At 70.4% G+C, this 21,029-nt stretch carries 17 protein-coding genes; 7 read left to right on the forward strand and 10 right to left on the reverse strand.

Going from position 1 to position 21,029, the window contains the following annotated elements:
• Positions 1 to 6 precede the first annotated feature (6 nt).
• From DFR74_RS12810 to DFR74_RS12830, 5 genes are all read right to left on the reverse strand, one after another.
• Positions 7 to 2,151, reverse strand: coding sequence for an Rv1355c family protein (locus DFR74_RS12810; protein ID WP_067513486.1), 2,145 nt, complete (start codon positions 2,149 to 2,151; stop codon positions 7 to 9).
• A complete protein-coding gene (locus DFR74_RS12815) occupies positions 2,148 to 2,915 on the reverse strand; it encodes a hypothetical protein (protein WP_195124718.1) in 768 nt (255 codons plus the stop codon). The genes DFR74_RS12810 and DFR74_RS12815 overlap by 4 nt, the downstream gene beginning before the upstream one ends.
• A gap of 253 nt (positions 2,916 to 3,168) precedes the next feature.
• Positions 3,169 to 3,603, reverse strand: a complete 435-nt coding sequence (locus DFR74_RS12820) for an effector binding domain-containing protein (protein ID WP_067513484.1) — start codon at positions 3,601 to 3,603, stop codon at positions 3,169 to 3,171.
• Positions 3,600 to 4,043, reverse strand: coding sequence for a GyrI-like domain-containing protein (locus DFR74_RS12825; RefSeq protein WP_067513482.1), 444 nt, complete (start codon positions 4,041 to 4,043; stop codon positions 3,600 to 3,602). Before DFR74_RS12825 ends, DFR74_RS12820 begins: the two co-directional genes overlap by 4 nt.
• 329 nt (positions 4,044 to 4,372) lie before the next feature.
• Positions 4,373 to 5,389 carry a GAF domain-containing protein gene (locus DFR74_RS12830; protein WP_113975085.1) on the reverse strand — a complete coding sequence of 339 codons (1,017 nt, stop codon included), beginning with the start codon at positions 5,387 to 5,389 and terminating at the stop codon, positions 4,373 to 4,375.
• A gap of 292 nt (positions 5,390 to 5,681) precedes the next feature.
• Between DFR74_RS12830 and DFR74_RS12835 the strand changes: the two genes are divergently transcribed.
• The 5 genes from DFR74_RS12835 to DFR74_RS12855 all read left to right on the forward strand — a co-directional run bounded on the left by DFR74_RS12835 (position 5,682) and on the right by DFR74_RS12855 (position 10,322).
• The gene (locus DFR74_RS12835) at positions 5,682 to 6,641 is read left to right on the forward strand and encodes an extracellular catalytic domain type 1 short-chain-length polyhydroxyalkanoate depolymerase (protein WP_147265788.1); all 960 of its coding nucleotides are present in this window, start codon (positions 5,682 to 5,684) and stop codon (positions 6,639 to 6,641) included.
• Positions 6,642 to 6,792: 151 nt separating this feature from the next.
• The gene (locus DFR74_RS12840) at positions 6,793 to 7,785 is read left to right on the forward strand and encodes a poly(ethylene terephthalate) hydrolase family protein (protein WP_067513859.1); all 993 of its coding nucleotides are present in this window, start codon (positions 6,793 to 6,795) and stop codon (positions 7,783 to 7,785) included.
• The gene (locus DFR74_RS12845; RefSeq protein ID WP_067513860.1) at positions 7,782 to 9,209 is read left to right on the forward strand and encodes a serine hydrolase domain-containing protein; all 1,428 of its coding nucleotides are present in this window, start codon (positions 7,782 to 7,784) and stop codon (positions 9,207 to 9,209) included. Before DFR74_RS12840 ends, DFR74_RS12845 begins: the two co-directional genes overlap by 4 nt.
• Positions 9,210 to 9,520: 311 nt before the next feature.
• A complete protein-coding gene (locus DFR74_RS12850; RefSeq protein ID WP_067513861.1) occupies positions 9,521 to 9,901 on the forward strand; it encodes an RNHCP domain-containing protein in 381 nt (126 codons plus the stop codon).
• Positions 9,902 to 9,911: 10 nt separating this feature from the next.
• A complete protein-coding gene (locus DFR74_RS12855) occupies positions 9,912 to 10,322 on the forward strand; it encodes an RNHCP domain-containing protein (protein ID WP_067513862.1) in 411 nt (136 codons plus the stop codon).
• A 31-nt stretch (positions 10,323 to 10,353) separates the two neighbouring features.
• Here the strand turns inward: DFR74_RS12855 and DFR74_RS12860 are convergent, their stop codons facing one another.
• Entirely contained in the window at positions 10,354 to 12,447 is a 2,094-nt protein-coding gene (locus tag DFR74_RS12860; RefSeq protein ID WP_067513863.1) for an acyltransferase family protein, read from the reverse strand.
• A 413-nt stretch (positions 12,448 to 12,860) separates the two neighbouring features.
• Between DFR74_RS12860 and DFR74_RS12865 the strand changes: the two genes are divergently transcribed.
• Positions 12,861 to 13,580 carry a hypothetical protein gene (locus DFR74_RS12865; RefSeq protein WP_067513864.1) on the forward strand — a complete coding sequence of 240 codons (720 nt, stop codon included), beginning with the start codon at positions 12,861 to 12,863 and terminating at the stop codon, positions 13,578 to 13,580.
• A 343-nt stretch (positions 13,581 to 13,923) separates the two neighbouring features.
• On the forward strand, positions 13,924 to 15,234 hold the full coding sequence (locus DFR74_RS12870) for a glycosyltransferase (RefSeq protein WP_067513865.1): 1,311 nt from the start codon (positions 13,924 to 13,926) through the stop codon (positions 15,232 to 15,234).
• Between the two features lie 14 nt (positions 15,235 to 15,248).
• Here DFR74_RS12870 and DFR74_RS12875 read toward each other — a convergent pair whose 3' ends face one another.
• The 4 genes from DFR74_RS12875 to DFR74_RS12890 are packed head-to-tail and all read right to left on the reverse strand — an operon-like array spanning position 15,249 to position 20,819.
• On the reverse strand, positions 15,249 to 16,241 hold the full coding sequence (locus DFR74_RS12875) for a hypothetical protein (RefSeq protein ID WP_147265789.1): 993 nt from the start codon (positions 16,239 to 16,241) through the stop codon (positions 15,249 to 15,251).
• A 40-nt stretch (positions 16,242 to 16,281) separates the two neighbouring features.
• Positions 16,282 to 18,090: an ATP-binding cassette domain-containing protein gene (locus DFR74_RS12880; RefSeq protein ID WP_067513867.1), complete on the reverse strand. Its 1,809-nt coding sequence runs from the start codon at positions 18,088 to 18,090 to the stop codon at positions 16,282 to 16,284.
• 24 nt (positions 18,091 to 18,114) lie between these two features.
• Positions 18,115 to 19,308, reverse strand: a complete 1,194-nt coding sequence (locus tag DFR74_RS12885) for a type III polyketide synthase (RefSeq protein ID WP_067513868.1) — start codon at positions 19,306 to 19,308, stop codon at positions 18,115 to 18,117.
• A 44-nt stretch (positions 19,309 to 19,352) separates the two neighbouring features.
• Entirely contained in the window at positions 19,353 to 20,819 is a 1,467-nt protein-coding gene (locus DFR74_RS12890; protein WP_067513884.1) for a fatty acid desaturase, read from the reverse strand.
• Positions 20,820 to 21,029: the final 210 nt, after the last annotated feature.

Below are 21,029 nucleotides of genomic sequence, written 5' to 3' on the forward strand. Positions count from 1 at the left end.
ATCGTGCTAGCCGCGGTTGCCCGCACCCGGCACCGGAAGCCGCCTGCTGCGGACCGTGGCTGCTGCCGCGTAGCTCAGGCGAAGCACCAATGCCATGATCTCATGTCCGGGCACTCCCAGCAGGTCCAGGAAACGGCCCTGAAGTGACGTTAGTGTATCCGCGAAACCCGGGGAAATCGCGATCAGCTCATCGGGGTGGCGGGCATAGAGGAACACCGGCGAGACCGGTTGCACGGCCAGACCCCGCCGTCCGGCCTCCAGCCACACCCGTTCCAGGGCCGCCCCCGCCCGCGCGTAATCGGCAAGACCGGGCGCGCGGTCGGGGCACGGCAACGTCACGGCGATCACCGCCGAACTCGATCGCACCCGGTCGCGGGTGTATTCGCCGAGCGCCCGGCCGACCGACCAGTCGCGCAGCCGCGACATCACATCGTCGCGGCCGGCGATGCGCAGCTTGGCCTGTTCGTCGGCGGCCAGTTCCATCGCGCGCACGTCGATTCCGGTGCGCAGGTCCTCGCCCGGCCAGCGCAGTTCGCCGAACATCTCCTCGTGTAGGCGCGGGGTGAGATGGCGCACGCGGTCGGATTCGCCCAGCAGTTCGGCCACCTCGGCCAGGCGCTCGGGGCCGGAGACGGCGCGCACGACACCGCCCTCGGCGGCCGCGGCGGTCTCCAGACCGGCCAGCACCGCGTCGTCGAGCGGTGCGCCGTTGCCCATCCTGCGGTTGGTCTCGCGAGCCAGCGCGGCCGGGTAGTCGCGGGCCAGCAGCGGGTCGGAGCCCACGCCGAACTCGAGCACCGCCGAGAGCCCGGTGCGCTCGTCCTCCACCAGGTGGTGCGGGCCCAGGATGCCGTGCGCCGCGGCCGCCGCGCGTGCGTTGTGCAGCGCGGCGCCGATCGCGACGGCGCTGGCGCGGTAGCCGATGTCCATCGCCGAGGAGCGATGCGGTGCGAGTTCGAGGTGCACGGCGTCACCCAGGTCGCGGATCGTCCACGGCTGGGTGTTGCCGCCCGAGGGCGCGCGCTGGGCGCATTCGAGCACGTTGATCCGGGCGGGGCCGGCGGGCTGCACGGTGGCGGCGCCGTCGTCGTCCCAGTCCAGTTCCTCGACCGGCGCGGGTTCGGCCAACCCGTCGAGCCCGCGTTCCAGGTCGATCCTGGTACGGCCCGAGGACAGCTTGTGGCCCAGGCCGATCCGGCGCACGGCGGCCGCCACGATGGCCGCGCCCAGTTGCACATCGCTGCCCAGCTGCGGCCAGGTGGTGACGGTCTCGTCGATCTCGGCCATGCTGGCCGCCATCCGCGCCGACAGTTCCTTCGGATCGAGAATGCGCATCACGTGTGGCGCCTTGTCGTGGGTGGACAGGCCACGCAGCTCGGCGGCGGTGGTCGCGCCGAGCAACCCGTGGAACGGCGGGCGGTCCGGTTCCAGGTCGTAGCGCTCCACGTCGAACAGGCCGCGGTCGCTGGTGTCCATCAGCAGCGGCAGCCGGTGGCGGCGCGCGCCCTCGCGGACCGCGAATTTCACGTCGAGGGAATCGCATTCCTCCACCACGATCGACAGCCCGTGCAGGAACGCGTCGAGGTTGCGGTCGTCCACGCCGCCGGTGAACACCTCGACCGGCAGGTAGGGGTCGAGTTCGGCGATCCGGCGCGCGGTCACGACGGCCTTGTTCACGCCCAGGTCGAACAGGTTGCCGGGCACCCGGTTCAGATTGGACAGCTCGATCTCGTCGAAGTCGGCCAGCCGCAGCGCGCCGCAGTCGCCCTCCATGGCCAGCGTGTGCGCGATGGCGTGGCCCACGCTCTGCCCGACGATGCCGACGGCCAGCCCGGACAGGCGGCGCTGTTCGGCGCGGGTGAGCTTGTTGCGGTTGCGATCCAGCCGGACCGCGCGGTAGGCGCGTTCGCCGAGCAGGCCGACCAGGGTGCGCCGCCACGGGTAGTACACCCACCGGTCCTGTTCCGGGCCGCCGACGTCACCGGGCGGATTGTGGACGCCCGCGAGTTCGGCGCGCAGCGCGTCGCGCAGGTCGAGGATCCGGATCGTCGGCGATTTGCGCAGGTCGACCAGCACCTGCGCCTGGTCGGGCACGTTCTCGTCGAGGATCAGCGGTCGATGTTCCGCGCCGGGACCGGGGTCACCGTTCATGCCTGAGCCAGTCCTCCGATCCGCGGCTCGCGCGTCGGCGTGCGGTGCGACGGCCACGGCCGGGTGCCGAGCGTCGCGCGTTCCAGGGCGAGAAGCGAACCCTGCAACTTGGTGGCGTGTGTCCGATATGCCCGAGTATCCCACCATAGCGGGACCGTTCGATACCGGTCGTCCGGATACGGCACCGGCGGAATGCCCTTGGCGATACGCCCGCCGCTGGACTCGTAGAGCCGGGCGCTGTGAGCGGCCGCGGTGACGAAACCGTAGCGGGCGCCGAGCAACCAGGCCGCGTGCACCACGCAGCGGGCCACGGCGGCGCCGAGCTGGGACCGGCAGGAGAGACCGGCGCGGGTCACCCAGACGGCCTTGGCCTCCACGACACCCTCGTCCATCCGCTCGGCCAGCGCCTCGCGCAGCGCACCCGCGCCGGGCCTGCCCGTCCACGCGCCGAGGCCGTGCACCTCGTCCGGATTCCGGTAGGGCCCCTGGGCGCGCAATCCGGCGACGACCTGGCCGTCACCGTCCACTGCCGCGAAGAACAGCGAGGTCGAGCGGCCGTCGGCGACCCGGTCGAAGTCCAGTGCGCGCTCGACCCCGTACTGCCGGTAAACGTCCAGCGCACCGGACAGGTAGCGCCGCCACAGGTCGGGGTGGGCGTCCGGGGTGGCCACCTGGACGACGAATCCGGAATGCATGTCGCGAAACCGCAACACCTCGGCATCGCGCGCATCGCCGGCGCCGATCGCGACTGTTTCGACAGTCATGGTGTTCCTACTCCGTTGCCACCGCGCCCGCGCGCGGTTTTCGAGCCGGTCTGACCCACGCTCCCGGCGACTCGCGCTCCGGGAGGGTTTGCCTAGGGCAGTATCCGTCATCTGAAAGAAATTGACCAGGCGTCTGGTTAATCTCCCGGAAACTAATCGGAAGCCCCGAAATCACCGCAGGTCACGGGGTATGAGTTGCTCGAACCCCGGAATATGGAGACCAGTCGGTTCACGAATAGCTAACACATGGCTATCACACCAGGATGGAGATGAACAACTCCACCGATTCCGCACCGCGCCAGACCTCGATCTCCTCCCGGTAGGCGCGGGTGATCTCCGCCGACGCCGTGGCGTCGTCGACTTGTGCCCATACGTCCTCGACGGGGTCGTGGTAGTCCCCGTTCGGTTCGAACCGAGCGTAGACGCCCTTGGGCACCCGCACGAGCAGATCGCCCACCGGAACCGCCGCCGGGTCGGCGTACTCGAAACACACCATGGCGTTGTAGTTTCCGGCGGGATCGGGCACGTACACCGTGTGCATCGGCGCCTCGGCGGCGCCGCGATCGCGCAGCCGGTCCTTGAGGAACTCGATCAGATCGCTGTTGCTGACCTTGAAGCTCGGCCGCACCCTCGGTACCACCAGCCCGCCGTACAGCGCTTCGGCGCGGACCGCGATCGCGTAGGTCATCGTGGATCTACCGCCAGATAGAGATCGATCTTGTAGGCGTGCGGGTAACACTCGAAATCCCCGGTGTAGGTGCGTTTTATGCGGTTGTGCTCTTCGGCGTAGGCGATCTGGGTCCACAGGTCGGTCATCACCTGCGGGAAATTGCCCACCGAGGAGAACCGCGCGTACGGGCCCGCGGGCAGTTTGGCCACCAGGTGGCCGCGGGTCACCTCGCCGAACGACGCGCACTGGTAGCCGACGATCTGGGTGTTGTAGGTGCCGAGTTCCCCGGTGTAGTCGGTGTAGGCGCTGGCGAGCGGGCCGCCGAGTTCCTGATGCAGCACCGCCGCCCAGGCCGCCTCGAGATCGTGGTCACGCAGTTCCCCGAGGGCACGTTTCGGGCTGCGCACCGGGAGCCCGGCAACCCACGTCTCGTCCCGCTCGACGATTTCAAACTGCATGGAAAGACTCTTTCGAGGTGCATCCGGAGGTCCGCCCGCATCCGGTCGGCTAGAAACGCCATGCTATCAACACGATCCCGGCGTCGATGATCACCGGCCCGGCCGGGAGCCACGCCGCGCGCCCGCGCTGAACTGGACGGATGTCCTGAACAACGCCTCCCGAGACAGCGGCGCGCGAGGTCGCGGCACACGCCGTCCACCGGCCGCGCGCGCCGGGACCCACTGCCACTCGACACCTCTCAGCGAAGTCACGGCAACCTTTCAGCGACCATCGCTCCCGGCGTGTCGCGACCCGCGCCGGTCCCCTGCCGCGCGCGGCGCCGGTTTCCTTACTCGGGCAGCGCATCCTGGTCCAGCGGGCGGATCAGGCAGGCCAGGAAACGCGGCGCGGAGCCCGGCATCCGCACGCAGTGCAATTCCACCGCCCGCCACTCCCGGCGCAATGTCAGCAGCCGCACGGCCACCCGCGCCCGGTCCAAGCGGCCGTCCACCAGTTCGCGCAGGCCGGCCAGATACGGGGCGAGGTCGTCTGGGTGTACCAGATGCGTGGTGGCCAGGTTGAATTCGCGGCCCTCGCCCGACGGGTCCAGCCCGCGCGAGGCCGGGTGGTGCCGCCACGCGATGCCCTCCAGCGGCGGCGTCAGCCATTCGACGATCTGCATGGTGCGCGTGTCGATCAGCGCGGCCGTGCCACCGAGCAGCGCGACCGCCGCGTCGTCGCGATAGGTCGGCGGCAGCGGGCCCGGCTCACGGTCGGCGGCCACCTGGATCAGCAAGCCCCGCAACAGGCCACGGCCGTCACCCCGGAAGAACCCGTACACACCGGCGGTGCCGCCGTCGGCGGTGCGCACCTGCATGGCGCCGCGCCAGCGCGGGCCGGGCCGGGGGTCGAGGGCCGCGGCCATCAACCGGTCGCGGTCCTCGCATTCGATGATCCGCGAGAGGAACCACGCGCCGTGCAGCAGTGGATGTCCCGCGGGCAGCACCGGGCCGCCGGTGCCGTCGCTGCGCAACGTCCACTGGTGACTGTCCCACACGAACGCGTCGACCGCGGGTGGCTCGGGCGGCTCCGCCCCCGCCGCGCCGGCCCACAGCCGCACGGCGAGCGGTTCACCGTCGGGGCCCGGGACCGGCAGCGCCAGCACCCGTTGCGGCTCGCCGCGCACCAGGACCTCGCGACTGCTCGGCGCCCGGTCGGCGATCGCCTGCGCGACCACCGAGCCCGCCACCGCGGCCAGCGCGGCGGGCCGGATCGCGCGATGCAGCGACCGCACCCGCGCCGAACCGTCCTTGGCCACGTGCCGGATGCCCTTGTCCGGCTCCGCGCTGTCCACCAGAAACCACATACGCCCTCCCCTTCACGTATATCGGCCGAGCGCCGGAACACCCCTACCCCTGGCGACCGTCCGCCCGCGGATCGGACCGCGGGTATCAGGACACCGACTGTAATCGGCGCAACGGGCAAATGCGCGCGATCGGCCGGCGCCGCCGCCGCGGCGCGCGAGGCCGGACTCCCGCCCGCCGCGCCGGGATATCCTGCACCCGGGGGCCGAAACGCGTTCGGCGCGGAGGGCTCTCGCGCGCCCGCGGCCGGCGGCGAGCGCGCGCCACGTCCGGACGCGCCGGCGAGGAGCCATCGTGACCAGGTTCGCCCACGCCCGCCGCCCCTTGTCCGTCGTCGTGCTGACGCTGCTGGTCGGCGCGCTCGCACTGCTCGGTGCGCCGCACGCCGGCGCCGCCGAAGTCGAGCGCCGCACCTATTCCGGCGCGACGGGCGCGCGCGACTACTACCTGCACGTCCCGGCCGGTCCCACCGCGGGCAAGCCGCTGATGATCTACCTGCACGGGTGCACCGAGCCCGAAAGGCAGCTGGCGGGCACCGGTTTCGCGCTCACCCGGCTGGCCGACGAACTCGGTTTCGTGCTCGCCTACCCGCTCCAGGATCGCGCCGCCAACGAGCGCTGGTGCTGGAACTGGTACGACACCGCGCACCAGCGGCGCGGCGACGGCGAGGCGGCGCTGATCGCGGGCCTCACCACCGCGCTGGCCGAGGAGTTCGGGCTGGACCGCTCGCGCGTCTACGTCGGCGGCTACTCCGCGGGCGGCGGGATGAGCACCGTGCTCGGCGCGGGCTACCCGGACCTGTACGCCGCGATCGCCCCCATGGCGGGCGGGCCGTACGCGCCGAGCACGCGCCCGATGCTGGCCGACCTCACCGGCGCGTCCATCGTCGACGCGATGGGCGAGCGGGCCCGCCCGATGCCCGCGCTGTTCCTCCAGGATCTCGCCGACCAGACCAGCGTGTACCCGCTCGGGCGCGCCAACCTCGCGCAGTGGCTGGCCGCAGGCCGCCGCGCCGGACTGCCTGTCGCGAATACGCCGAGCGCCGTCACCACCCGCACCGATCCGGTGCCGACGACCGTCGAGCACTACCGCGTGGGCGACTGCGAGATCGCCCGCTTCCTCACCCCCGTCGGCCCCGACCACATCGCGGGCGGCCTGATGATGCAATCCGAATGGGGCCTGCCGATGCAGCGGGAGATGATGGATTTCCTGCTCTCGCACCGGCTCGCGCCCGGGCACACCGCCTGCGGCTGACCGGATTCCGGCACAACGCCGGAGTGCCCCTTTCCGTGCAGCCGACAGCACCCCGGCAAATCATTGTGTCCTGGACCACTCCTGCGCTACAGTCGCGATCTGAGACCGGACGGTTCCACAGATCCGGACCAGCCACGGAGGGGCCTCGACGATGAGGACGACTATCCGGCTGAGCGGCGCGGCGCTCACCCTGCTGCTCGCCATAGCCCTGCTCGGCGGACGCGCGAGTGCCGAAGCGCCCACGGCGCAGGAGGAGTTCAACCATCCCGGCGCGCATCCGGTCGCCACCGAGGTGCGCACCGCGCCCTGCCGGGAGTCGATCGCGGGGATGGTCGCGCACATCACCGTGCACCTGTTCGGCAACACCGGCGATCTCGCCTGCTCCCGGGCGTTCCCTTACGGACTGGAATCGCCTGTCGGCGTGCACACCTACTACCCGGCCGACATCGCGGACCTGCCGAGCGCGCCTTTGCTCGTGTACACGCCGGGCATCACCGCCGAGCCGGGCATGTACGAGTCGTTCGCGCGGCGGTTGGCCGGGCACGGCTTCGTGGTCGTGGTGCCCTACGACTTCTTCAACTCGCTGGCCTACGTGCCCGCGCTCGGACTCGGCGCGGCGATACGGGCCGACCGCGATCCGCATTCGCCCCTGCACGGCCGAATCGACCTGAGCCGCACCTTCTTCGGCGGTCACTCCGCGGGCGGTGGCGCGTCCATGCAGATCGCACCCCTCGCCACCGCCGCCGCGGCGGCGATCGATCCCGGGTTCCGGGTGGCGGGGATCCTCGCGGTCGCGCCGGGTCCGGTCGGGATCGGCACCGCGCTGACCGCGCCCACGCTGTTCCTCACCGGCTACAACGATGCCGTGGCCCCCGACTTCGGGTGGGTGCGGTGGTGGCAGTACAACCTCACCGCGAACGCGCCCGCGTGGATCGCGAACGCCCGTGGCGTCGGCCATTTCTCACCGGTCGACGAGGTCGAGCACTTCCGTTCGGCGGGCACGGCCGTCGCCTGGTTGCGCTATCTCGCGTTCGGCGACGAGGCCGCGGCGCGCTGGTTCACCGGCCCGGACTGGCTCCTGCGCACCGATCCCACATACTTCAGCGTGGAACGCAATCCACGCGCCGACGCTCTCGCCGGATGATCCGCACCACGCACGCAGAAGGACTCCCCACCATGTACCTGCGCCGCACCGCACGGGCGACGTTGCTCACCGCGTCCACGCTCCTGACGGCCGCCCTCCTCGCCCCCGCCGCTCCGGCAGCGCCCGCCGACTGCGCCGAACCGGGGATCGGTCAGCGCGCCGAGTTCCGCGACCCCGGCGCGGTCGGGATGGACGCGGCCGCCGTCGCCGACGCGATCGAGTTCGGCAAGCGCACCGGGGCGCACGCGGTACAGGTCTACCGGCACGGCTGCCTGGTCGGCGATCACACGCCCACCGGGAACGTGCCGATGCCGCTGGCCAGCGGTTCCAAGGGCGTCGCCTCGGTGGCCGTGGGACGCGCTATCACGTTGGGGCTGTTCGGAGTGGACGATCCGCTCTCGAAGTTCTTCCCCACCGCCGACGCCGCGCACGCGGGGATCACCGTGCGGCAGGTGCTGAACCAGACCACCGGCATCCACTTCAGCTGGCCCGCCGACGTCGCCGGGCTCACCACCGACTCGGTGCTGCAAAACCTCAGTGCTCCGGTCGAATTCGAGCCCGGCACCACCTTCCAGTACGCGCAGAACGTGCTCGCGTTGCTACCCGAGATCATCGAGATCACCTCCGGCGCGGACTTCCAGGACTTCGTGCAGCGCGAAGTGATGGGCCCGCTGGGCATCGCGCGCGAGAACTGGGTGTGGCTGCGCGACCGCAGCGGCAACACCGCCGTGAACGGCGGATTGGCCATGCGCCCTGACGATCTCGCGCGCATCGGGCGACTGCTGCTGCAGGAAGGCACGTGGGGCGGGCAGCAGCTGATCGATCCCGGCTACATCCGCCGAGCCGCCTCGCCGTCGGAGGCCAACGGCGGCTACGGATTCCTGTGGTGGCTCAACGCGAGCGACACCTACCGCGGGGTGAACGTGCCGATGCCCAAGAGCTACGACCATCCCGTCTTCGTCGGCTCCCCGCGCGACATGTACGCGTTCTCCGGCGCCCTCGGCCAGTTCCTGGTGATGGTGCCCAGCCGCGACCTGGTGATCGTGCGCCTCGGCGTCCCCGCGAGCCTGGGCCGGGGCGATATCTCCAGCGTGCTCACCGGCACCGCGAACCCGGACAACCCCGAACTGTTCCGCCGCCTCTCGGCCGCCGTCACCGACGTGCCCGCCACACCGTACCGGGACCCCTACGCCTACGCCGACACCGGCGGCACGCAGAGCCGCACCCCCGAGGAACTGGCGCAACTGGCCGATCCGATGACCGTCGCCCAGATCCTGCTCGGCGCGGGACCGTACGCGTCCGCACAATGCAACGTGCTGTGGTGCGACGGGCGACTGCTGCCGCAGGACGTGTTCCGGCTGATCCTGGATACCTCCCACCAGATCGCGGCGGCCAACGCCGCCCTGGGGAACACGCCGAGGTAGAGGTTCGCCCCCGAAATTCGGTGGCTACTCCGCGCGGCGCGCTGCTACTGTTCCGCGCACCATCGACACCGCGACCCAGTCGCACCAAGGAGGATGATCTATGACCCGGCCCGCGCCGAGAGCGCCACTGGTCCGCCTCTCCGCGTTTCTCGCCGGTCGATAGCACCGGGCTGAGTCGCTCACCGGGCTGCCTGTCGACCACTGGTCGACCTCTGGGCGTCCCGGCGAGTTACGAGAACGCTGACGCCACTCGAGGCGCGCTCGGCCTGCTCCGCTGCTGTACGACAAGCCACGGAGTAAGGAGAATCCGGGTGTCCCCCAACATTTCTCAGCACGACGGCCCCAGTCCGTCACTACGCACCGCCACCTTCGAATGCGTGCGGTGCGGTCTGCTCGTTTCCGCGCTCACGCCCGGCGACGACAGACGCAACCACTGCCCCAGCTGCCTGCACTCACGACACACCCTCGACCACGTCGCGGGTGGCGCCTCCGACTGCGGCGCCAGGATGGCCCCGCTCTCGATCGCGGTGCTGCGCAACGGTTCCTGGGCTCTGGTCCATCGCTGCACCCGCTGTCACGAACTCGCCATGCACCCCGTGTCCGGCGACGACAACCAGCTCGTGCTCATGCGCCTGGCGGTGCGGCCCCTCGCCGAACCACCCTTCCCGCTCGAAGTCTTCGGCGATCTGTAGGGGGTGCGCGATGCCACGGCGAAAGTCGAGAAGCGTTCGCGCGCAACGCCGCAAGACCGTGCTGCACGGTCGCGGCGGCGAGGCCGGCGAGGCGTTCCGCTGCGTCGGCTGCCGCCGGGACGTGCCGCTGTGGGCGCCGGGCACGGCGCACCGCAACCACTGCCCGCACTGTCTGGCCAGCAAGCACGTGGACGGCCGCATCCCGGGCGACCGGGCCGCGACCTGCCGGGGCCGGATGGACGCGGTGAGCCTGTCGGCCCGCGACGACGGCGAATGGTTGCTCGTGCACCGGTGCGTGGCGTGCGGCACGCTCAAGGCGAACCGCATCGCGGGCGACGACAACGCCCTGGCGCTGCTGCGCCTGGCGATGCGTCCGCTGGCCGATCCAAGACCGGCGCGACAGGCGTTACTCGCGTTGTGAGGGGGCGGGGCCGGATCCTCCCGGCCCCGCCTCACCACCAACCCAGGATGGGCCCGAGCTGGCGGCCCAATTCCGGTGCGAGGGAGCGCGAATAGCTCGCGGTGAGGTGGTGCTCGTCGTGGTAGACGAGGATGTTGCCCTCCACCACCGCGCACACCTCGGGCCCGCACATCGCCCGCGTCATGTCCACGGGGAACACGTTGGGGAAAGTCGCGGCGGGCGCCAGCGCGGGATTCACCTCGTCGAGCGCGTCCGCGGTGCGGATACCGCAGCTCAGCGCGTCACCGTTCTGCGCGAGGCAGTCGATGGCGCGGTAGCGCACGCCGTCGCGGCGCAGCCACGGGGTGTCGCGCATGGCGATCACGTTGAGGCCGTGGTCGGTCAGCCGCGACCACACCGCCACGTAGTCCTCGGGCGTCTCGTCGCCGATCTGGTCGCGCGGGCGGGTGCCGGTGGTGAACACCCAGTCGGGGCGGTCCACGCCGAGCCGGTCGATCACCTCGGCCGACCAGTCCCGGCAGTCCGGGATCTGCTCGCCCTTGTACATGGGCTCGGCCGCCACCGTCAGCGGGCAGCCCATCTTCAGGTACACGCTCACCCGGAAACCCTGTTCGCGCCCCAGTTCGTCGAGCGCGGGCACCCAGTGCTCGGCGTGTGAGTTGCCGACCACCGCGAGCGTGCGCTCGGCCTCCGCGTCGCCGTAGACGCAGGTGATCACCTCGCGGGTGTCCCAATCGGAGATACAGCCGTCGCGCGTCGGGTAGGCCGAGTCGGCGGGCGCCTCGAACACCGTCGGGCGCATCTTCGCGTGCGGCACCGCCGCGCCCGCGGCCAGCGCCTCGGCGCCGGGATAGCGCTCGGGGTCCAGGTAGGCGACGGGCTGCGGTGGCAACATGGTGGTCACCGCGTCGGACCCGATCGCCACCACCGCGACCACCGCGCCGACGGCAGCCACCGTGCGCCCCGTGCGCCTGCGGTAGTCCGCCGAGGCGTCCACGGCCCCGCTGCGCAGCGGTTCCTCGATGAAGCGCAGGGTCAGGTAGGCCAGGACGAACGAGACGGCCAGCACGAACAGCCCGGCCTCCACGCCGGCGGTCGGCGTGCCGCGCTCGGCGAGCACGAAGATCAGGATCGGCCAGTGCCACAGGTACAGCGCGTAGGCCAGCTCACCCAGCCGGACCATCGGCGCCGCGGCGAGCAGCCGGTTGGGCAGCGGCTGCGCGCCCGTCGCCAGGCCCGCGCCGGACAGGATGAGCGCGATCGTCGCGCCGACCGGGATCAGCGCGTACGGGCCGGGGAAGGTGTTGGCGCCGTCGACCAGCCAGCCGCAGGTGAGCACTACCGTGGCGCCCAGCACCGCCAGCACCACGCGCAGCGCGCGGGGCAGGTCGATGCGCGGCGCGACCACGGCGAGCAGCGCGCCCGCCATCAGTTCCCAGCCGCGCGCGAAGCTGTCGTAGTAGTTCCAGCCCTGGTGCAGGTCGGTGCCGCGCGCGGCGTAGGCGAACGACAGCAGGCCCAGCACGACCAGCACCGCGGCCGTCGCGGGCCGCAACGCCGATTCGCGCGCGAACTTGCGCAGCAGGGCCACCAGCAGCGCGATCCCGGCCAGCGCGCCCAGGTAGAACTGGCCCTGCACCGACATCGACCACAGGTGCTGCAGCGGGCTCACCGACGGATCGGCGGCGAGGTAGTCCGTCCAGGAGAACGCCAGGTACCAGTTCTGGTAATAGAACAGCGAGGCCAGTGTCTGCGAGGCCAACTCGGTCCACTGCGTGTACGGCAGGATCAGCACTGTGCCCACCGCGACCGCGGCGAGCACGACCACCAGCGCGGGCAGCAGCCTGTGCGCCAGTCTGCGCGCGGTGCTCACCAGCGGGACGCCGCCGGTCGATTCGGCCCGCCGCAGCAGCGAGCCGGTGAAGAAGAAGCCGGAGAGCACCAGGAACACGTCGACGCCGCCCGACACCCGGCCCAGCCAGATATGGAAGACGACGACGAGCGCGATCGCGACGCCGCGCAGGCCGTCCAGATCGTGCCGGTAGGTGGTGCCCGTCTCGCGCCGGAGAGTGCGCGGCGCCGCGGCGGCGCCGGCCCGCTCCTCGGTCCCCCGCCGTGCCGTCATCGACCGATTCGACAGGTTCGGGCAAACACGCCGCGCGACCAGGTGCCCGTATGCCGGACAGACGGTGTAGTGACCATGAAGAACCCTCTTTATCGCGTGCGTGTACCCGGGTCCGAACGCAGACCCGTGCGCCCGCCGCGAACGGCGGAGCAACGACCTGATTACCCAGTTGTCGGTGACTGGACACTCCTGATTCTCCGACAAGTCCCCGGCCGATCGCCAATCGGCAACATCTCCGCACCCGCGGCCCGGGTCGGTCGGGTGTCCCGGAATCGGTGTCTCACCTGGGCGAGAGCGCTCCACAAGAGACCAAAAAAGACCATATGGTCTTTTATTCCTGGATCACCTTCATCCGGCCGCCACGCCGCTCCGAATCAGATTCGTAGGAATCTCAGCTCGAAAAGAGGATGCCCATGGGCACATACGAGTCACGTCTCCCTTTCCCCTCCTTCTCCCTGCGGACCGCGACGCTCGTCGCGGGGGCGCTCGCCACGGCGGTGATCACCGCGGCGCCCGCGCTGGCCGAAGCCCCACCGGCCGACCCACAGGCTCCGGTGGCGGCCGTCACCGAACCCGCGCCCGTGCTCGGGACGAGTTTCTTCGGCATACCGTTGCCCGCTCCGGCGCCCGTCGCCGAACCCGCACCGGCCCCGGATCCCGCGCCCGTCGCGCACACCCCGCAGGTTCCCATCCCCGACACCGTGATCCGGGTCGGCAATGTGGAAGTCCCCCGGCCCGATTTCGTCACCCCGGAACAGGCCACCCAGTTCAACGACGCCAGCCTCGGCGCGGAGAACGGCCTCGCCAGCGCGCTCACCGCCGCCGGAGTGGAACCCTCGCGCTCGGATCAGATCGCCGCCGAAGTCCTCGGCACCTCCGCCCAGGGCGCGGTCGTCGGCGCGGCGCTGTCCACGCCGATCGCGGCCACCGGAGCGTTGATCGGCACCGTGGCGGGGCTCGTCGCGGGACTGCCGTTCGCCCCCGCGGGTCTGGTCGTGGTCCCCGTCATCGGCGCGGCGCTCGGCGCGGCGATGATCGCGGTCCCGTTCGCGGCGGCGGGTGCGGCGGTCGGCGCCGCCGTCGGCGCGGTGGAAGGAGCGCTCGCTCCACCCCTTCCGGAAGCCACTCCCTAACCTCTATTCCTTTAGCGCACAACGCAGTACAAGGTGATCGCGGGCCCGGCACACCGGGTCCGCGAACCCTCTCGGCGTCCGGTCCTCCACAGCCGCATCAGCCGATATTCCCGCGCACAGCGAACTGTCTACCGGCGGCGCTCGAACGGAGGCGGACTGCCGCTCAGACCTCAGCCGCGCCGGTCCGACAGTGCCCAGGCGGTGGCGGAGACTACGCCGGAGACCACGGCGACCGACGGCCACGCGCCGATCTTCTCGGCCTCTCCGCGTCTTTCGCCGGTCGAATGAACCAGCCGCGCGTCCGGTGCGTGTGTTTCTCCAACGACACACCCGGAGAAGTTCGATGGCTACCTTTCTGTTCGCGTCCGTCGCGATCGAGGCGCACACCACCAACCCGATGCCGATCGCCGCGCGGCTGGTCGAGCGCGGGCACACGGTGCTCTGGTACGCGGGCAACGCCTTCCACGACCGGCTGGCGCGTACCGGGGCGAAACCGCTGCCCTACGTCGAGGCGCCCGACTTCAGCGGGGTCGATATGTTCCAGTTCTTCCCGGAGTTCCGCGGCATGTCGGGGCCGAAGATGATCGGCAAGGGTTTCGCGGAGATCTTCGTCGGCCACGCGCCGCAACGCGTCGCCGACCTGCGCCGGATCCTCGCCGACCACCCTGTGGACGCCATGCTCACCGAGGGGTTGAGCTACGGCGTGGGCATGGCGTCGGAACTGGAGAACATCCCGTGGGCGACGTTCGCCGACGGGCCGCTCCCCTACGACGATCCCGATACACCCCCGTTCGGGCCCGGGTTGCTGCCCATGCGCGGCCCTCTCGGGCCCCTGCGCAACCGCGTCATCCGCGCGGCGGCCGCACGGCTGATCTTCGCCGACGCCGAGCGCACCTACCGGCGGGTGCGGGCCGATCTCGGCCTGCCACCCGACCCGAAACCCGCTCTGGCGGCGTTGATGTCGCCGATGCTGCACCTGCAGGCGTGCACCCCGTCGTTCGAGTACCCGCACCGGGACCTGCCCGCGCACGTCCACTGGATCGGCGCGCTGCGCCCCGACCCGCCCGCGTGGGAGCCGCCGGAGTGGTGGTCCGAGCTGGCGCGCGAGGAGCGTCCGCTGGTGCACGTCACCCAGGGCAGCCTGCGCAACGACCTCGACGAGCTGATCGTGCCCGCCCTGCGCGGACTCGACGGCGAACCGGTCCGCGTGGTCGTCACCACGGGCGGGCCTTCCCGCACCGAGGTGGAGCGCGCCTACGGCGGCCACCTGCCCGCCAACTGCGTGGTGGCCGAGTGGATTCCGTACGGCATCCTGCTCGCCCGCGCGAACGTCTTCGTGACCAACGGCGGCTACACGGGCGTCACTCTCGCACTGGCGCACGGGGTTCCGATCGTGCAGGCCGGGACCACGGAAGAGAAGGCCGAGAACGCCGCCCGCATCCAGTGGTCCGGCGCGGGCTTGCGCCTCGGCAAGACCCACCCCGCGCCCGGACGCGTCCGCGACGCCGTGCGCCGCGTGCTCACCGAACCCGGATTCCGCGCCGCCGCGGGGAAGATCAGGGACGAGATGGCCGAGCACGACGCCGCGAACGAGAGCGCGGACCTGCTGGAGAAGCTGGCCGCGACCCGAAAGCCGGTGGCGCGCACCGCGTGAGGCGACGATCCCGCTCACGGGAAGAGCGCCGCCACCTCCGTGGTGATGCGGGTCAGCACCGCGTCCTTGTCGGTGTTCGGGTTCCCATCCTTCTTGACCAGGTACACCGAAGCCGTTGGTATGGACGGGTTTTCGGGATCGATATCCGGATCCGGCACGTCCGCGATCGGCAGGTGGTAGGACAGCAGCGTCGCCTGGTCGCGCCGCGTGACAGTGCGACCTGCGACCGTCACCTCGCTCGCGGCCACATCACTGCCCGGCTCGGGCTCGGTGCCTAGCAACGACCGGGAGACGTACTCGTAGTGGATCATCGCCTGCTCACCCTCGAAGGTGAACGCGCAGACCGAACTCTGCTGTTCACCGGGCGTCGGGACGGCGTCGAGCCGTTCGAGCGCGGCGCACGGATCGGCGCCGACGAGAGCGGTGCGGGTGGGTACCTCGGAGGCCGTGGGCTCGGCCGCCCACCGCTCGAGCGCTACGCGCGCGGTGGACTCCGCGATCGCGCACGCCCGCTCCGTCGACGGCGCGTGCACGTAGGTCCCCAGTTCGACGCCCGCGGGGAGTTCCCAGCGCGCCGAGCACCCCGGCATGCGCTCGTGATCGGTGGCATCCGGGCCCGGCCGCCCCACGACCGAGCGCAACCGCCCCGACACCTCGCCCGCGGTCAACGCCGTGCCCTCGGTGGAACCGGCGCGCGCACGGGCCGCCTTCCCTGTCGCGACAGTCGTGCCGATCAGGATGCCCGGCGCATCCAACGAATCCAGCCGCGCCTCGCAGCGGTCGACATCGGCGTACCGGACCTTCACCACGGTCCCGTATTTCGCCAGTTCCTCGCCCGGCACCAGTGCGCACGGATCGATCGCCCGAGCCCGCTGGACCACCTCCCCCTCGCGCTCCCCGGATTCGGGTTTCACCGACCAGAAATCGGGCTCCTCGCGACTCTCCGCCGAACCGCCGCACCCCGCGGCGACGAGCACCAAGCCCGCGAGCACCAACCGACGAAACATTCGACCCCCTTCGCGTCCCGGAGCCGCCAGGGCTCCGCGGTCATTCGACCACGCGACCGAACTCTAGCTTGACGATCCGGTCGGCCAGCGAGAAGTACCGGTCGTCGTGGGTGATCACCACGACGGTCTTCCCGCGCCGTTTCAGGTCCGACAGGATCTCCCGGTAGAAGACCTCGCGGAAGCGGGGCTCCTGGTCGGCGGCCCATTCGTCGAACACGTAGATCTGCCGGTCCTCGAGCAGCGCGGTGAGCAGCGCCAGCCGTTTGCGCTGCCCCTGCGAGAGCGCGAGCGTGGACAGCCGCCCGTCACGCACGGTGACCTTGTCCGCGATCCGCAGCACCTCGAGGTAGTGGCGCACCTCGTCGTCGAGGTCGGGCCGGTCGAAGCCGAGGTAGTCCTCGAACAGGTGGAAGTCGGTGAACACGGCCGAGGAGTTCTGCCGGAACCACTCGATATTCTCGTGGTCGATCTTCTCGCCGTTGAGCGCCAGCGAACCGGTGCGCGGCACGTACAGGCCCGTGATCAGTTTGGCCAGCGTGGATTTGCCGCTGCCGTTGCCGCCGACCACGAACGTGATCTGCCCGGGTTCGAGCACGAGATCGATCGGGCCGAGGGTGAAGCCGTCCTCGGGGTCGCCGAGCGGGGGCGGCCCCATCGGCACCGGCCTGCCGTCGGCGCGACCGTGGTCGAGGCGGCGCGCGCCGTTCACATCCGGACGCCCGCCGGGATGCGGGCGGCCCGGCCCGCCGTGGCCCGGGGGCGGGAACGGCGGCGGTCCACCGTGCCCGCGTGGCGGAGGCCCGCCCGCGCCCACCGGCACCGGCGGGGGCGGCTCCATCAGATACGAATAGCTCACGTTCGCCAGCTCGAGCCGCGCCTCGTCCACCGGCGGGCGGTCGTCGAACGGGAGCCGGTCCTCGTCGTGGAAGGTCTCCATCGACAGGTTCATGGCGCGGATCTTGGCCAGCGCCACATCGCCGCGCAGCAGATCGGGGATGCGGTGCATGAAGTTCTGCATCGGCATGGCCAGGAAGGTCGTCACCAGGACGTAGCCGATCATCACGTCGCGCGGCAGGTCCAGCGCGGCGGCGATCACGAACAGGATCAGCGCCATGGTGGCCAGCTGCAGCAGCTGCCCGAAGCCTTGCGCCACCGAGAATTTCGTGCCCGCGTCCACGTTCTGTTCGCGCAGCTCGCCCGCGGTGCCGAGCAGGTGGCGATCCATGAAATCGCGCCTGCGGCCCCGGTGCAGTTTGAGTTCCTTGATCCCGAGGGTCACCGATTGGAACGAGCGCAGCAGCGCGTCCTCGTGCTCGCGCGCGTCCCGGTAGATGGCGCGCACGCGCTCGAGAACCATTTCCACGCAGGCGATGCCGAGCAGCGTGCCCGCCACCGTCACCAGGAAGATCGGCCCCGACACCACCGCGAGGAACACGAAGCACCCGATGATGGTGGCCACGTCGACGCAGATGGCCGGGATCGCGGTCACCGCCTGGGAGAGCGCGCGCACGTCCTCGGTGAGCGTCGCGACCAACCGGTGCATGCCGAGCCGCTCCAGATGCTCCAGTGGCGCGGCGACGATCCGGGCGCTGAGCTCGGCCCGCAGCCGGTAGATCGCGTCCTGCGCGAGCCGCACCAGCAGCACCTGCGACAGCACCCCCGCCACCAGCACCACCGCGACGGTCGCGGCGAAATGCAGCGCCAGGTGTTCGCGGTGCGGCTCCGGGGAGACGACGCTCTTGATCAGCGCCACCAGATAGGTGTTGGCCGCGCCGGTCACCAGACCGGCGAGCACGACGGCCGCGATCCGCGCCCAGGAGATGGAGATCAGGAATCTGACGAGTTGCACTGTTGCCGCCCTTGCGATTCGGCGCTACGGCCGGACGATGTCGAAGACGAAGCCTTCGAGCGTGACACCCGGCGCGAAGGAGAACCCGACGCCGGTGGACAGCGGCGCCGTCGCCTCCTGCCGGATCATCCGCTCCAGCACGAAGATCAGCGAAACGCTCAGCATGTTGCCGTACTCGGCCAGCACTTCCCAGCTCACCGCCGCCCGATCGGCGGGCAGGCCGAGCGAGCGCGCCGACTCCTCGATGATCTTGGGGCCGCCAGGGTGGATCGCCCACAGGTCGATGTCGGACTTGCGTAATCCGTTGCGCTCCAGCACTTCCGCGAGCACCGGGTCGACGCCGCGGTAGATGTAGTCGGGCAGGTTCTCCGACAGCTCGCAGGTGATGCCGTTGTCGTTGACGCCGAGCACGATGCCGTCCTCGGCGTCGTCGAACAGGTGGCTGAAGCTGTCGCGGAGCACGATGCTGCCCGCCGCGAGCGGCTGATGCACCTGGCTCGCGCCGATCACGAGCGCGCCGCAGCCGTCGCCGAACAGGCTGTGGGTGATGACATCGTTGATGTCGTCGTCGAACACCGCGTTCACCGAACTGAGTTCGAGGCAGATGACCAGCGCCTTGCGGTCGGGGTGGGCACGCACATGGTCCACTGCGGCGCGAATGCCATTCATCGCGGCCGCGCACCCCATGAAGTTCACCACTACGCGGTGCACCGTGGGCGCGAGCCCGAGCTGCTTCACCACCGCCACGTCCACACCGGGCGCGATCAGGCCCGTGCTGGTGACGAACACCAGCAACCCGATATCGGCGGGCTCGCAGCCGGCATCGGCGAGCGCCCGGCCCGCCGCGTCCACGGCCAGCGGCACGGCATGCCGGTAGAAGAGATGCATCCGGTCCCGGATGGTCGCGGATTCCCTGCTGTAGGAGAGGAATTCGGGATCGACGGGGTCGACGGCCAGGCGCCGGGTCGCTATGCGGGTTTTCTGGTAGACGCGCGGAATGCGCGCCCGCTGCGCGGGATCGGCGAACAAGCCCGCCACCAGGTCGGCGGCCGCGGCCTGATCGACGGACCGCTCCGGAGCGGCGGTGGCGACGCCCTCGATCACGCCGACCGTGGTCGGCGGGGCGGGTGGCAGCGCGTGGGCGAAGTCGTGCCCGCGCCGCGCCGTGTGCCGCGACGTCGCGGGCGCGACACCGCCTTCGTCGATGGTGACAGACACAGGAGTGGATTCCTTTCGGACAGAGTGGGTTTCGACGGGCACGCTCAGACGGTCCCGATTCCGGTGAAGCCCTGGACCGTGTACACGGCGCAGGTCTTCAGGGCGGTGGGCGAGCAGTGCTCCCGCACGAAACCCCAATCGCGTTCCTCCGCTTCGTGAGAGCGCGACATCAGGTAGGTCTTGACCAGCGCCGGGAAGCGGTCGCCGAAGAAGCTCTTGGGCGGCAGCCATTCGACGCCGAACTTCGCCGCCTCCTCGCGCACCACCTCCTCGGTGGCGATATTGGCGAATCCGCTGCGCTGGTAGGGCAATACGTGGTGCACGCGATGCGGGCTCAGGCCCGCCGAGAGGAAGCAGTCGACGTAGCGGTTGCCGACGACGGTCAGGTCGTAGGCCTGCTCGAGCTGGTTGACGCCCCAGTCCTCGGTGTCGGTGTGCAGATCCTCGGTGTCGACGTCGAAGTCGTGACTCGCCACCACGAGGAAGGTGCTGATCCACAGTGTGATCACGAATTGCAGTGCCCAGGCCCAGAAATCGCCCGCCAGGACGAACAGCACCAGCTCGGCCACCAGCAAGAAGCGCACCCCGAACGACCCGATGAAGTGCGGCAGCGCGCCGCCCCAGGTGCCGTACATGTCCTTCACGCCCACCTTGCTGGTGAGGCGGCACACGTCGAGCAGGCGGATCGTCATGCCGGTGACCGTGTGCCCGAACTTGTGCAGCGTGTGGATCGGCACCCGGTACAGCCGCGGCACCCGCATCATCATCGTGAAGACGTTCTTCTTGATGTCGACTTCGCTCTGCGTGTGCGGGTGGTGCAGCAGCGCGTGACCGTCGGCGGTGACGAACGAGAGCGCCACGTAGTTCAGGTCGAAGGCGTTGGTGTAGATCTTGTTCATGCCCTTCTGGGCACGGTGGATCGCGTAGTGACCGAACCCGGCGAGCGAGCTGCGCAGCACCACCATCAGGAAGACGAACAGCGGCAACGGCATCCACGCCGGCACCGACAACCGCAGGCCCTGCACCGCGAAGTAGGCGATGACCATCAGCACCGCCACGACGTCGAACAGGCGGTCCATGCGCTTCAGTTTCGCGGCCATCGCCGGCTCCTTCAGCCGGGCCTTGACCTTGTGCAGCAGGTCGTTCTTGTCGTCGAACCGGTACTTGGGGGTGTCGCGCCAGCTGTCGAAACCCTCCTTGAACAGGAAGTCGGGCGCGTTGTTCTTCGGGTGGATGTCCTCGGGCAGCGCGCGGCGGTCCAGCGCGTAGCGCTCGATCATCTTCCCGATCTTCTCCGGATCCTTGTGGTAGGAGCCGATGATCGAGGTGATATCGCGATTCTTGGTGCGGCCGATGAAGAATTCACCGCCGGGATGCTTCGAGATCCACTCGCTCAGGTCGTAGGCGCGCCCGTTGTAGACCCACACGTTCGACACCGGTGGCGGTCCGGGCGGACCGGGAGGCCGACGGAAGTCCCGCTCCTCGACGTCCGGGCGGTCACTCGTCGTCATCTGCATTCCTCCGTGCGCGGTCGTCCGATCGGAATCGGGCGTCCGCCGATCATGGTCATTCGCCGGTTCTGCTCCGGCACTGCGGCGTCGCGGGCTACGGCCGTGCGAACTTCCGGGCCGTAGCGTCCGCGCGACGCCTTGTATTTCACTGAACAATCGCTTAATCGGCTGCGCCGCCGCCTTTCTCACGGCAGCGCGCGTGACCGACGG

Source organism: Nocardia puris (assembly GCF_003315035.1).
In the GTDB taxonomy this organism is placed as follows: domain Bacteria; phylum Actinomycetota; class Actinomycetes; order Mycobacteriales; family Mycobacteriaceae; genus Nocardia; species Nocardia puris.